This is a genomic window from Streptococcus sp. NLN76, assembly GCF_015686645.1.
Taxonomy (GTDB): Bacteria; Bacillota; Bacilli; order Lactobacillales; family Streptococcaceae; genus Streptococcus.
On record NZ_JADPMS010000027.1, the window covers coordinates 1 to 13,932 of the forward strand.

Consider the following 13,932-nt stretch of genomic DNA (forward strand, 5'->3'; position numbering starts at 1 on the left):
TGGTGCTAGCGAAGAATGTTTTCAACTTTACCGAAAACGAGGACAGTCTGAAAATTTCATAAAAGAGATGAAGTCTGGATTTTTTGGGGATAAGACAGATAGTTCAACTCTAATCAAGAATGAAGTTCGTATGATGATTTCTTGCTTGGCCTATAATCTTTCCTTATTTATGAAGCATCTAGCTAGTGGGTCTGTGAAGAATTTGACGATGAAACGTTTTCGGAAACTGTTTGTGAATATAGCTGGAAAATGCGTCAAAAGTGCTAGAAAACAAATTCTAAAACTGTCTAATCTCTATTCTCTGAAGGATGAGTTTCAGGCTCTCTTTGAGCGAATTTCCAGACTAGATTTCTCACTCCCCGTTCTCTATGCAGTAAGGGATACCAGTCCTCCTTTGTTAGGAAATTAGGATACCGAATCAAATAGAATACATTTTTAAAAATCGAGAGTCGCACCAAGGGCGGAGTCTACCCTTTTTTAGGGTGCTAAGGTAGCAGACCCATCTTTATTTATAGAAAAGCTTGATCGTTCATAAAAATCATCAGAACTGCAATTGGTTATTGCTTGTTTCTGATGATTTTTTTGATAGTTACGCAAAGATATTCAGGGTATGAATAATTCGGGACTAAACGAAATGAAGGATGATATCCAGCTCCACCTTCATCAAGAAATTAGCCGCCTAACCAATCGGGAAGGACGCCTTGTATTCTACGATGTGACTAACTATTTTTTTGAAACCGATATTCCTGATGAAGAGGAAATTTCTGAAGATGGAGAGCTTCTCAAAGTTGGTTTGCGTAGACGAGGACCTAGTAAGGAACATCGACCTAAACCAATTGTTCAACTAGGTCTCTTCATGGATACCAACGGAATTCCAATTAGCTACAAGCTCTTTCGAGGAAATCAAACAGACCCTGTTACCTACCTCCCAGCAGTTGAGGAAGTGAAAAAACAATTCGGCATCGAGAGAATTGTCGTTGTGGCAGATAAAGCTATGAATAGTAAAACTAATGTTTCTGCCATGTTAGAACAAGGTGATGGTTGGCTCTTCTCTCAGAAACATCGAGGAAAAAGAGGTGCTCCAAAGGATATTCAGGAACGAATTTTGGATTCAGAAGGTTGGCACTTCAACACAGATGAAACCTTCGCTAAGAAATCCTATATTCGAGAGCGAAAACTGGGAACAGGAAAAAACTCTCCCGTCGTTGAGGAGAAAGTCTTGATCACTTGGAATGAAAAATATGCAAAGCGTGAACAAATTCGTAGAGAAGGGGCTCTTGAATACGCCAGTAAATTAACCAATGCGGAACTATTTCGCCAAACTAGTAAGAAGGGTGGTAAGAAATATCTTGATCTATCTTATGTCGATGAGGAGACTGGAGAAATTAAACCCTTCTCTCCACTAATCAGAATAGATCAAGAACAGGCAGATTTCGATGCTCAGTTTGATGGAATCAATGTCATAGTTACCAGTGAGACAGAGATGTCAGATGAAGCAATTCTCGATTCTTACAAGCAGCTTGGGAAAATCGAAGATTGCTTTAGGGTAACGAAGACCGAATTGGAGAGTCGACCAGTTTATGTCTGGACGGAGGAACACATAGAAGCTCACTTCTTAACTTGTTTTATAGCCCTCATATTTATTCGACTACTTCAACACAGAACAGACTGGGCGATGAGTCCAGAAAGAATGATTCGAGCTTTAAATAGCGCCAAAGCAACTCGTCTACAAGATGATTACTACAGACTCCAAGAGAATCCGGATATGCAGGAGTTAAATAAGTTACTTGGAATTGATTGGATAAAGGGAGTTGTGAAGTTCGAAGAATTAAGAAATTATGCTAGAGGTTCATATACAACAAGAAAATAATTGAAAAAGATAGCCAAACTCCTTGGTACGCAAGGGTTTAGCTATCTTTTATCTTTTTTAAAGTGATAAAGTCGGGATCCTTGACCAACTTGAACCAGAAGAAGTTCATCATCGCTTAGAAGATTGTGTTTGTCCTGATTGTGCTGGTGAATTGAAAGAAATATATGTTTGGCATATTAAGTCTGCCAAATATTACTTTAAACCTCTATACAGTCTTCTTTCAGATATCTGGAAGGAACAATCTGTTCTCTATGCGGATGAAACCTCTTATAGGATCTTGGAAAGCGATCCCCATTTGACTTATTTTTTGCCTTTCTGTCTGGTAAAGATGAAGAACAGCGTATCATTCTTTATCACCATAAACATATATGGAACGACCAAGTTGTCGAGGACTGTCTGGTGATTTCAAAGGTTACCTTCACTATGATATGTGGTTTGGAAAATACATAGATTTCCAAATGAAAAAGATGGAGATGGTTCTGGTATTTTAAATATAAATATAAATTTGAACAATTTTCAGATTCTGAGATAGCAAATGTAGGACTAAAAAATATAAAAGATGTTTTATTAGGGGAAGAAGTAATTAAACCTATTTAGGCAACTATTATGTTTAATGGTGATGATAAATGAAGAGTATAAAAAAATATTGATGAAAATATTATTATATAAAAGCATGGCATTCCATTATCTGATTTCCATCTTTATAGACATTTCCCTTATTTGTTACTTTTTAATAAAAAATGATTCACACGGGTTTATTTTTACTTATCTTATAATATCTTTATTTTATTATTTTTTTAATTACAAAGACTTTAAAGAAGAATTTGATACTTTTTTTAGCACAGTTAATGAATTTAAGCAAGGATTTCGAACAAGTTTTCTTATATATCCTTTGATATTGCTAAAGTTTTCAATGGGTATTTGGTTAGTAAATGATGCTTCTAACATATTAAAAACTGTGATTTTAGTTTTATTTATCGTTAAATTCTCTGTTTCTTTAACTGGTTTACCGTTTGTAACTCTTTTATTAACAAGTACAATCCCTATCGTCGTATCATCCTTAGTTGGTATTGATAAAGCACCAATTAATTGGACGTTAATGTCACTCTTCTTGATTGATTTTTTATTCGATTTTTTTGGTATAGATTTAATTAATTCTATAACAGACAAGCAATTACGAAAGGTAAATAAAAATCTAGAGTCGGATATAATACAGCCGGAGATTACAAGATTTAAGTTTAATTTTATTATATTCACAATTTCATTGTATATTTCGTTGTGGATATTTGATTTATTCATTCAAGATCAACCTTTTCAAAACTTTATTGACAAAAACCTATCTATTGATGTTAGTCAGGTTAAATATTTATCGGTAGAAAATTTTTATCTATCATTTTTTAAATTATTTATAATGATTTCTGTAACAGCAATATTTTTTGAGTATAGAACTAAAATTTTAAAAACTATCACAGTTTTTTTCTTAAAGAGTACAGGAGGAAAACTACCTCCTTATAGTATGTATGGAAAATATGTATTATACCAAAAAGTCAGAAAATGTAATATAGGTAGAGATGAAAATGTTTGGAAGGCTGACTATTCAAATTATTATTGGTGTTTAAACAATTCTTTTCAAAATCAAAGTGGAGAATATTTTTATTGTGAGAACGGACAACTGCACTTTTTTGGCAAAAAAGAGAATAATCAATTTATAGAGAAGAAAAAAGTATATCCTGTTAAATTTATTACAAATGAAATAATGAAAATTGATTATGATTATTACATTAAAGAAAATTCAGATTCTTTTACAAAGTTAAATCAATCAGACAGACAAGAATCGAATGAATTACTGCACAGATCAGATCATAGTGTTTGGTTTGGTATTGTTCTGTTGTTTATTTTCTATATAATTATTCATTTCTAGTTTCAAAGAGTTTAGCTTATGAAAAAATATCCATTACTCTGTATCTTACATAAATAAAATTGTGATTTCGTTTTCAACACTCGAAGTCCAACGCTAGATTTAACAACGACTTTAAAAGATACCACTACTTTAACATAAAGAAAAAGTAGTGAGAAAATCTTCTGTCAAAGATTTCCTCACTACTAATCTTAGTATGTTTAGAGGGAGCAGAGTTTAGTGCTATCGTCATGCCCTTAATTGAGATAGCCAAAATCAATCAAGTTGATGGTGAGAAATACATAGCTTATTTACTAGAATATTTGTCCAATACGGAGGCTCTCGCAAAAAGAAATTCTAGAGCCGTTATTTACCAGGGACTTTAAGAATCCAAGGAAATTGTAGATAAAGAAACCTCCAAGATCATAAGCAATCTGCTTATAATCTTGGAGGTTTTCAATATCCCCTGTTATTGGGCGCTTACCTTACAGTTTACGTAATTCTTCCAAACCTTCATGAATTTGTTTAAAATACCATTCTGATATGTCATGGTTATTAGAAAAATCAAGTCCTAAAGAATTATTTTTGACGATATAACCAGTATGGTTAGTAGTGATGCTTGTTTCGATTTCGTTATTTTTATCAGTGTTATTGAGTCTCAGCTTTCTAATTGTTTCATCGAGTGACTGAGTAACCTTTTCTATTAATTTATCACTGTTTCGATTTTTATTAGAAATTCCTACGATAATCCCGATTGACTTCCTGTTAAGCCTTAATTCAATTATTTTTGACGAACTCTTGTGATTTAAACTTAGATATGGGTGTTTGCCCCCACCGGTTTGCGTCATGGATTCAGTAAACTCGGAGTTCGTATCAGTAGTAATTTCCTTATTTAGTAAGGTTTTAAAATAACTCCAAAATTTTTCTTGCCGCTCAACTAAAGTTAAGCTATTTGAATTTAGAGGTGTTTTTGAGGAAATTGAACTGAACTGTAAATCGTTTTTTAATCGTTCCATCACGTCATCTTTTGTTTTTTCATCTATTTGTTTTGAATTCGTATATTTGATTCCATATTCCTTTAGGAAAAACTGAAGAAAGTCATCATATTTTGAATCAGTTGAAGATGGATTTTGCGATTCTAAATTAGCTTCTAAATTTTCAAGAAATGCATCAGGGTCTTGCTCAAGTTCATCAAATTGTGCTGGGAAGGCATATCTCATACAAGTTAAAATGAAGAGAGATCGATCAAAGGAATTAGGATTACCTTGTTGCGATGTAGATGTTGAATTTTTAATATATATTTGCAGGCTGTAGTTATTAATCGCTCGATTAATACTTCTAGGATTACCACCTACAGAATATTTTAAAATCTCTACAATTTCTTTTGAATCCGCATCTTCGGTGGTTTCTTTGATTCCAAGTTTTTGTAATTTACCCTCTATATATTTAGAAATATCATAGTTGTTGATAGGTACGGTGAAGGGAACTTGTATCAGTTTATCGAAAAAACTATCCCGTTTAGTTTGGGATAAATTGGGGTATTTCTTTTCAAGTGCTGTATTCACAACCTCATGATCGATTGCTATAATAAAAACACATTGCTTGCAATCAAGGAAGAGTTTAATAGCTTCCATGAGCTCCAGAGCATATTGTGGTTCAACGCGATCCAAGTCATCAATAAAGAAAAATAACCGGTCTACATGGTGTTGAGAACAGAAGTCATTTATCAGACTTTGAAAATTTTCTTTTAAATCTCGTAGCCCACTATCCTTATTTTCGGAGTCAGGAGTGAAGAATTCATCGTATAATTCTTCAGTTACAGCTGTGATGTTTGAAAAGGGGAGTAATCTTAAGACTTTAAAGGTTGATTTTATCGTTTTATGGATTCTTTCGATTAATTCAGTACTACCAGTCAGACCTTCTTTAACCAATACATTTAATAAATCGGTAATAAAATGTACTGGCAAAAGGGGAGAGAGATCGAATTGTGTGAATTGCCATGTGTTAAACCAGATTGTATTTTTGGTATTGGGGTTTTCACTTTTGATTTTTTCCTTTAATAATTGCATGACGCTTGTTTTTCCAGATCCCCAGTCACCTTGGATAGACATGGATAATGGTGTTTCGCAATTTTTAACAAACTTATAGAGTCCATCTATGTATTGTTGAATGTTTAGTGAATCTTCGATTGCGGGTGAATCTGAATGAGCGGAGAAAACGAGTTTTTTTTCCATATTAAATCCTCCAATATATCGTTAACTAAAGGTTACCACAAAAAGAAAACGTTTGCAATCCACTACTAAAACGCTTACAATAGTATCAGAAATACATCCTTAGGAGGAATTTATGAAGAAGTTGAATGCGCAGGAGATTTTCTCCATTCGGAAGTTCTCAACAGGGATTGCGTCTGTTGGGATTGCAATGACCTTCATGGGTGGTCAGGTGGCTGCGGATGAGGTTACAGAGTCTGAGCCTGTGGTGCAGGAACAGGGAGTAGAGGCCAAGAAAAGTGATACTCCGGCTGTTTACCAGGCTGAGCCGGTTTTGGAAGAGTCCGTATGGATTGACCAGCCGGTAGCTGAGAAATCTGATGAGATGCCAGATTCTCAGGCTCAGAGGTCGGAGGTTGCAGATGTTCCTGTTTTGGGTGAAGGCAAGAGTGTCCCGATTGAGGAGGGGAGCTTCCGTGTTCATTTTAAAGAGCTGCCTTCAGAGAATGTGGAGAGTTTAGGTTTGTGGTCCTGGGATGATGTAGAGGTGCCGTCGTCTGATAAGGGGAGCTGGCCTACGGGGGCTACGAGTTTTGCGCAGGCTGGTCGTGATGAATACGGGTATTACATGGATGTCCGTATGAAGGGGGAGCAGGCCAAGAAGATTAGTTTGTTGATTAACAATACAGCAGGTGAGAATTTAACGGGGGACAAGACGATTGAGAGGATTCGTTCGGATATGAACCAGGCTTGGTTTGATCAGAACTTTAAGCTGAGTCTGTATGAGCCTTTGCAGGAGGGCTATCTCCGGATTAATTATTTCCGGACGGATGGCAATTATGACCAGAAAAGTCTCTGGCTTTGGGGTGATGTTGCGGATGTACAGATGGGTGATTGGCCGGATGGTGTGGATTTTGATCATCGGGGTCAGTATGGTGTTTATCGAGATGTGAAGCTGACAGAGTTGGCAAATTCAATTGGTTTTCTGTTATTGGATGAGAGTCAGGCTGGGGATGCGGTGAAGATTCAGCCTAAGGATTACAATTTTTCAGATTTGAAGAATCATACGCAGATTTTCCTTAAGGATGATGATGCGACGATTTATACCAATCCATACTACATCAATGATGTTCGAGTGTTAGGGGCTGCCCATAATCGTCTCGATTCCTTGGAAGCAACATTCACAACTTTGGATGGCGTCAGCAAGGAAGATTTATTCGAAAAACTATCTGTTGTGGATAAGGACGCCAAGTCTGTAGTGATTCGTGACCTACTAGTGGATTCTGAGAGTAAGAAGGTTCAGCTTTTAGGTGATTTTTCTGCAGAGGGAGCGGGTTATACGCTCAAGTATGAAAATGATCGATTCCCAACTAAGATGGGCTGGCAACTCAAGGATCAGCTGTATGGCTACCAAGGTGAGCTAGGTGCTCGTGTTTCTGAACAGGGGCGGGTGGTCGATTTAACCTTGTGGTCTCCTAGTGCGGAGCAGGTAGATTTAGTCTTGTATGACAAGCTTGACCCTAATCGGGTAGTTAGCACGCTGCCCTTAACCAGAGGAGATAGGGGACAGTGGGATCTTCAATTAAATCTTTCTTCCGGATTGGGAATCGAAGATTATCGGGGATACTTCTATCATTATCAAATCACGCGCCAAGGTGAAACGGTCTTGGTATTGGATCCGTATGCTAAATCCTTAGCGGCTTGGAATAGTGAGTTGGCGGATCAAGGTTCGGCCAATCGGGTTGCCAAGGCGGCCATTGTGGATCCGAGTGAGGCTGGACCAAAGGGCTTGAGCTTCGCGTCTATTCCCAACTTCAAGCAAAGGGAAGATGCGGTGATTTATGAGGCCCATGTTCGAGACTTCACTTCTGATCCAGCGATTGCTGGGGAATTGTCCCATCGATTTGGAACCTTTGCGGCCTTTGCGGAACGGTTGGCATATCTTAAGGAATTGGGTGTAACGCATATTCAACTCTTACCAGTTATGAGCTATTACTTTGTTAATGAGTTGAAGAATGGGGAGCGCTTGGCAGAGTATGCGTCATCCAACACCAATTACAATTGGGGTTATGATCCACAGTCCTACTTTGCCCTTGGTGGGATGTACTCAACTGATCCAAGCGATCCGATGAAGCGGATTCAGGAATTCAAGAATTTGGTTCATGAGATTCATAAGCAAGGCATGGGGGTTATCTTAGATGTCGTCTATAACCATACGGCCAAAACCTTCCTCTTTGAGGATTTGGAGCCCAATTATTATCACTTTATGGAGAGTGATGGGACGGCGAAATCGAGTTTCGGCGGGGGACGTTTGGGAACTACCCACCACATGAGTCGACGGGTTTTAGTGGATTCCATTAAATATTTGGTGGATGAATACAAGGTGGATGGTTTCCGTTTTGATATGATGGGGGACCATGATGCTGAGGCGATTGAGCTAGCCTTTGCGGAAGCTAAAAAACTCAATCGAAATGTCATCATGCTTGGAGAAGGTTGGCGAACCTTTACAGGGGACACCAATCAGCCGGTTAAGGCAGCGGATCAGGATTGGATGAGTTCAACCGACACAGTGGCGGTCTTCTCGGATGAGATTCGGAACACGGTCAAGTCCGGCTATCCAAATGAAGGACAACCCGCCTTTATTACAGGAGCACCTAAGAATCTGGAGTCTGTCTTTAACAATATCAAGGCTCAGCCGGGGAATTTCCTAGCGGACGATCCAGGGGATGTTATTCAATACATTGCGGCCCATGATAACTTAACCCTCTTTGATATTATCGCCCAATCCATTAAGAAGGATCCAAGCAAGGCGGAGAATGCGGCGGAAATTCATCAACGGCAGCGCTTGGGAAATCTGCTTGTGCTCACTTCCCAAGGGACACCTTTCATCCATTCTGGGCAGGAGTATGGTCGCACCAAGCAGTTCCGCCATCCGGATTATCGCTATCTGATATCAGAAGAGAAGGTTCCCAATAAGGCCCATTTGCTGACCAATGCGGATGGCAGTCCTTTCGATTATCCTTATTTCATCCATGATTCTTATGACTCATCGGATGCTGTGAATAAGTTTGATTGGAGCAAGGCGACCAATGCCAAGCTCTATCCAGACAATGTCCGTACCCATGATTTCACCAAGGGACTCATTGCCTTGCGGAAGTCCAGTGATGCCTTTCGTTTAGGGACAAAAGAAGAAGTGGATAAGAATGTGACCCTATTGACAATCCCAGGCCAAAACGGCATCGGCATCGAAGACCTGGTCATCGGTTATCAGACCGTAGCCAGCAATGGTGATCGTTACGCGGTCTTTGTCAACGCCGATAGTAAGGAGCGTACCATTGTCCTAAGCGAAGCAACCCATGATCTTTTACAAGGACAAGTCCTCGTTGATGGAGCGCGTGCAGGCATACAGGCTCTGACGAACCTTCAAGGAGTCAGTCTTGGTCAAACTAGTCTAAGCTTGGCTCCATTGACAGCTACTGTCCTCTTGCTTCGTGCTCAAGCAGAGCAAGCACAAACGACAACCAAAGAAAAGGAGCTCGAAGAGCAGTTACCAGTTGAGGAAGAGGTCGTCTTTGATTCCAAACTCCCTCAAGGCTACAAACAAGTGCTTCAAGAAGGGCAAGTAGGCAAGAAAATTAGCCGCTATCTGGAAACCTGGAAAGATGGACAGTTGATTGAAAGCATTCTGATATCGGAAACAATCGAAACTGGTCAAAAACGGATTGTAGTGGTTGGTACAGCAATACTGAAAGAAGTCGAGCAGACAGGCAAAGGCAATCCTATAAGCCAAGAAAATCCAAGTAGGACAGCAACAATGCCGGAACAAGTTTCAGCAATCGAACAAGCAACTGAAGGTGAGGACAAGCTTCCAAATACAGGGGAGCAAACTAGCCTCCTCGCCTTACTTGGAGTGAGTTCAGCAGCAATCAGTGCAGCACTCCTCAGGAAAAAAGAGGAGTAAACCTGTACACTAAAATAAACGTGAGCGCCAAATAACATGGACTTGTATTTCCGACTTTACTTGAGGAAGCGGCGTTACCAATGCAGTTCTTGCAAGAAGGTTGTCGTTTCAACAAGGCCACTGATGCAAAAGACGACTCAAATTTCGATCATTCTGATGGAGGAGATTACAGCCCTTGCAGATCAAAGTTACAGTATTAAGAAGATTACAAATCTCATGCCAGTTTCTTCAGCCACGGTGATCTGTGTTCTGAAATAGCTGGAAGCGATTGCGACTTCCGTCCCCTGCCATACCAAGCGGGGGATTTTTTTGATATAATGGAGGTAATTGAAAAGAGATTCCCATCTCCGCTCAAGGTCGGCACGCCTATTTCAGATCTTGTTCTGAAATCCGTTTAGTTGTAGGAGTTTTTATGGAAAAGTTAAAGGAGCAAGCGGGGATTCACGCGGCTAGTTATGTCGAAAATGGCATGATCGTTGGTCTAGGGACCGGGTCAACAGCCTATTATTTTGTTCAAGAACTGGGCCGGAGGGTCCAGGAGGAAGGGCTGGAGATTGTGGGGGTGACCACGTCGCACCGAACTGCTGAACAGGCTGAAGGTTTGGGGATTCCGCTGAAGACCATAGACCAAGTCCTGTCTGTAGATGTGACAGTAGACGGAGCAGATGAAGTGGATCCAGATCTCAATGGAATCAAGGGTGGTGGCGGTGCCCTCTTGATGGAGAAGGTGGTAGCCTTGCCGACCCAGGAGTATATCTGGGTAGTCGATGAATCTAAGTTGGTTGAGCATCTAGGAGCCTTTCCGCTTCCTGTTGAGGTGGTCCGCTATGGAGCCCAGCAGGTCTTCCATCGCTTTAAAGAACGGGGCTACCAACCGACTTTCCGGATGGTGGATGGGGACTATTATGTAACGGACATGCAAAACTACATCATCGATTTGCATCTGGAGCAGATTGAGGATCCCTTGGCCTTGGCCGAGGAGCTAGACCGGATGGTGGGTGTTGTAGAGCATGGTCTCTTTAACCAGATGGTCCAGCGTGTGGTGGTTGCTGGTCAAGATGGTATTCGTGAAATTACAAAATAAGAGGAGTAGCAAGATGTCAAAATTTGATCGTATTCATGTGGTTGTCATGGACTCTGTGGGAATTGGCGAAGCACCAGATGCTGCTAATTTCTTCAATGCCGGAGAACCAGATACAGGTTCCGATACCCTCGGACATATTTCAGAAACGGTTGGACTCAAGGTTCCTGAGATGGAAAAAATGGGCTTGGGAAATATTCAACGTCCTGAACCTTTGAAAACTGTAGCAGCTGTTGAAAATCCAACGGGTTATGTGACCAAGTTGGAAGAACAATCCCTTGGAAAAGATACCATGACGGGTCACTGGGAATTGATGGGCTTGCACATTACAGAACCATTTGATACTTTCTGGGATGGTTTCCCAGAGGACTTGCTCCAAAAAATTGAAGAGTTCTCAGGTCGTAAGATTATTCGTGAGGCAAACAAACCGTATTCTGGAACCGCTGTGATTGATGATTTCGGACCACGTCAGATGGAAACGGGTGAGTTGATTGTCTATACTTCTGCGGACCCTGTTTTGCAGATTGCGGCTCATGAAGACATTATTCCATTGGAAGAACTATACCGCATTTGTGAGTATGCGCGTTCAATTACCCTTGAGCGCCCAACTCTCTTGGGACGGATCATTGCCCGTCCTTTTGTAGGAGAACCAGGTCATTTTACCCGGACAGCCAACCGGCATGACTACGCAGTTTCTCCATTTTCTCCAACCATATTGGACAACTTGAAAGAAGCGGGAGTTCCAACTTATGCAGTTGGAAAAATCAATGATATTTTCAATGGTTCTGGGATTTCCAACGATGTTGGGCACAATCAATCCAATGAACATGGGGTTGATCAGTTGGTTGAAACCTTGAAGAACCCTGAATTTACAACAGGTTTATCCTTCACAAACTTAGTAGACTTTGATGCCCTCTTTGGTCATCGTCGTGATCCGGAAGGGTACCGTGATTCCTTGCAAGAGTTTGATGCGCGTATTCCTGAAATTATTGCCAATATGGGGGATAAGGATCTTCTCATGATTACCGCTGACCACGGCAATGATCCGACCTTTGTGGGAACCGATCATACTCGCGAATATGTACCTCTCCTGCTTTTCAGTAAGAGCCTGGAAGGAAGTGGTCACATTGAAGTGGGGAACTTTGCGGATGTAGCCGCTACTATTGCAGATAACTTTGGCGTGAAGCCATCCATGATTGGATCTAGTTTTTTGGATCAATTAAAATAAGGAGAATCTGGGAATGACATTGATGGATAAGATTAAAGAGACAGCTGCTTTTCTACAGGACAAGGGAATCTCAGCCCCTGAATTTGGGTTGATTCTGGGTTCAGGCTTGGGTGAATTGGCAGAAGAAGTGGAAAATGCCATTGTTGTTGACTATGCAGAAATTCCCAACTGGGGTCAGTCCACAGTTGTCGGACATGCTGGTAAGCTGGTCTATGGGGATTTGGCAGGCCGTAAGGTGCTAGCTCTCCAAGGACGTTTCCATTTCTATGAAGGAAATCCGATGGAAGTCGTGACCTTCCCGGTTCGTGTTATGAAAGCTCTTGGCGCAACAGGGATCATTGTAACCAATGCGGCTGGAGGAATTGAGTATGGCCCAGGTTCCTTGATGCTGATTTCTGATCACATTAACATGACCGGTCAAAACCCATTGATTGGGGAAAACTTGGAAGAATTTGGGCCACGCTTCCCAGATATGTCAGATGCTTATACAGCAGCTTACCGCTCTCGAGCTCGTAAGGTAGCAGCGGTCTTGGACATTGAACTTCAAGAAGGTGTCTATCTAGGAGTTACAGGCCCTACCTATGAAACACCAGCCGAAATCCGTGCCTACCAAACTATGGGAGCTAGTGCCGTTGGGATGTCAACCGTTCCAGAAGTCATCGTAGCTGCCCACTCAGGAATGAAAGTTTTGGGGATTTCAGCCATTACTAACTTTGCTGCAGGCTTCCAAGCTGAACTCAACCATGAAGAAGTGGTGGAAGTAACCCAACGCATCAAAGAAAACTTCAAGTCTTTTGTCAAGGCTGTTTTAGCAGAACTGTAAAATTGAATTTTCGGAGGTCAAAGAGTCAGGAATTGACTCTTTGAGTTTCTGGATAAGAGAACATCAATCAACCACTGCGTTAAAGTTACTTCACGAACTAAAATAGGAAGGTTGAGAATCTGGTCTCAACCTCCTTTAAAAGGAGAAATCATGTCAATCCATATTGAAGCCAAAGTAGGCGAAATTGCTGATAAAATCTTACTTCCTGGAGATCCTCTTCGGGCCAAATTTATTGCAGAGAATTTTTTAGAAGATGCCGTCCTCTTTAACCAAGTCCGTAATATGTTCGGCTATACTGGGACTTACAAAGGTCATCGTGTCAGTGTGATGGGGACTGGAATGGGAATGCCATCCATTTCCATCTATGCGCGGGAATTGATTGTTGATTACGGGGTTAAAAAGTTAATCCGTGTGGGGACTGCTGGTTCCCTATCAGGAGATGTTCACGTTCGTGAATTGGTTCTAGCTCAAGCAGCTGCAACCAACTCTAACATTATTCGGAACGACTGGCCCATGTATGACTTCCCACAAATTGCTAGCTTTAAGTTGCTAGATAAGGCTTACCACATCGCCAAGGACATGGGCTTGACGACCCACGTAGGAAGTGTCCTATCCTCTGATGTCTTTTATTCTAAGTTCTTCAAGGAAAACCTTGAGCTTGGAAAACTTGGAGTCAAAGCCGTTGAAATGGAAGCCGCAGCCCTCTATTACTTGGCTGCACAACACCATGTTGAAGCTTTGGGAATTATGACCATCTCAGATAGTCTCGTAAATCCTGAAGAAGATACGACCGCAGAAGAACGCCAAAACACCTTCACCGATATGATGAAGGTTGGTTTGGAAACCTTGATTGCTGAATGAG

Annotated in this window: 8 protein-coding genes and 1 pseudogene; 8 read left to right on the forward strand and 1 reads right to left on the reverse strand. The window is 40.7% G+C overall.

Going from position 1 to position 13,932, the window contains the following annotated elements; genetic code table 11:
- The 3 genes and pseudogenes from I1A59_RS06210 to I1A59_RS06220 form a co-directional block, all read left to right on the forward strand.
- On the forward strand, nt 1-409 hold a 409-nt coding region (locus I1A59_RS06210), incomplete at its 5' end, for a transposase (protein ID WP_196091203.1).
- Between the two features lie 116 nt (nt 410-525).
- Nucleotides 526-1,870 (forward strand): annotated as a pseudogene (locus I1A59_RS06215) (IS1634 family transposase); the annotation flags it as partial.
- 649 nt (nt 1,871-2,519) lie between these two features.
- On the forward strand, nt 2,520-3,791 hold the full coding sequence (locus I1A59_RS06220; protein ID WP_196091923.1) for a hypothetical protein: 1,272 nt from the start codon (nt 2,520-2,522) through the stop codon (nt 3,789-3,791).
- A 461-nt stretch (nt 3,792-4,252) separates the two neighbouring features.
- On the opposite strand, the gene I1A59_RS06225 is transcribed toward I1A59_RS06220, so the two are convergent.
- Nucleotides 4,253-6,001 (reverse strand): P-loop NTPase fold protein, encoded by a 1,749-nt coding sequence (locus tag I1A59_RS06225; protein ID WP_196091924.1) that lies wholly within the window; start codon nt 5,999-6,001, stop codon nt 4,253-4,255.
- 112 nt (nt 6,002-6,113) lie between these two features.
- Here I1A59_RS06225 and I1A59_RS06230 point away from each other — a divergent pair, with 112 nt between their 5' ends.
- The 5 genes from I1A59_RS06230 (at nt 6,114) to deoD (ending at nt 13,931) form a co-directional block, all read left to right on the forward strand.
- Nucleotides 6,114-9,938: a pullulanase gene (locus I1A59_RS06230; protein WP_196091925.1), complete on the forward strand. Its 3,825-nt coding sequence runs from the start codon at nt 6,114-6,116 to the stop codon at nt 9,936-9,938.
- 412 nt (nt 9,939-10,350) lie between these two features.
- Nucleotides 10,351-11,022, forward strand: coding sequence for a ribose-5-phosphate isomerase RpiA (gene rpiA, locus I1A59_RS06235; RefSeq protein ID WP_196091926.1), 672 nt, complete (start codon nt 10,351-10,353; stop codon nt 11,020-11,022).
- Between the two features lie 13 nt (nt 11,023-11,035).
- Entirely contained in the window at nt 11,036-12,247 is a 1,212-nt protein-coding gene (locus tag I1A59_RS06240; protein ID WP_196091927.1) for a phosphopentomutase, read from the forward strand.
- A 13-nt stretch (nt 12,248-12,260) separates the two neighbouring features.
- Complete coding sequence (locus tag I1A59_RS06245) at nt 12,261-13,070, forward strand: purine-nucleoside phosphorylase (RefSeq protein WP_196091928.1); 810 nt, start codon at nt 12,261-12,263, stop codon at nt 13,068-13,070.
- A 150-nt stretch (nt 13,071-13,220) separates the two neighbouring features.
- Nucleotides 13,221-13,931, forward strand: coding sequence for a purine-nucleoside phosphorylase (deoD, locus tag I1A59_RS06250; RefSeq protein ID WP_196091929.1), 711 nt, complete (start codon nt 13,221-13,223; stop codon nt 13,929-13,931).
- Nucleotide 13,932: the final 1 nt, after the last annotated feature.

What these genes read in the sequence shown, in the direction of transcription:
- I1A59_RS06220 (WP_196091923.1), top strand. Translation starts at nt 2,520, where the DNA reads ATGAAAATATTATTATATAAAAGCATGGCATTCCATTATCTGATTTCC.
- I1A59_RS06225 (WP_196091924.1), bottom strand. Translation starts at nt 6,001, where the DNA reads ATGGAAAAAAAACTCGTTTTCTCCGCTCATTCAGATTCACCCGCAATC.
- I1A59_RS06230 (WP_196091925.1), top strand. Translation starts at nt 6,114, where the DNA reads ATGAAGAAGTTGAATGCGCAGGAGATTTTCTCCATTCGGAAGTTCTCA.
- rpiA (WP_196091926.1), top strand. Translation starts at nt 10,351, where the DNA reads ATGGAAAAGTTAAAGGAGCAAGCGGGGATTCACGCGGCTAGTTATGTC.
- I1A59_RS06240 (WP_196091927.1), top strand. Translation starts at nt 11,036, where the DNA reads ATGTCAAAATTTGATCGTATTCATGTGGTTGTCATGGACTCTGTGGGA.
- I1A59_RS06245 (WP_196091928.1), top strand. Translation starts at nt 12,261, where the DNA reads ATGACATTGATGGATAAGATTAAAGAGACAGCTGCTTTTCTACAGGAC.
- deoD (WP_196091929.1), top strand. Translation starts at nt 13,221, where the DNA reads ATGTCAATCCATATTGAAGCCAAAGTAGGCGAAATTGCTGATAAAATC.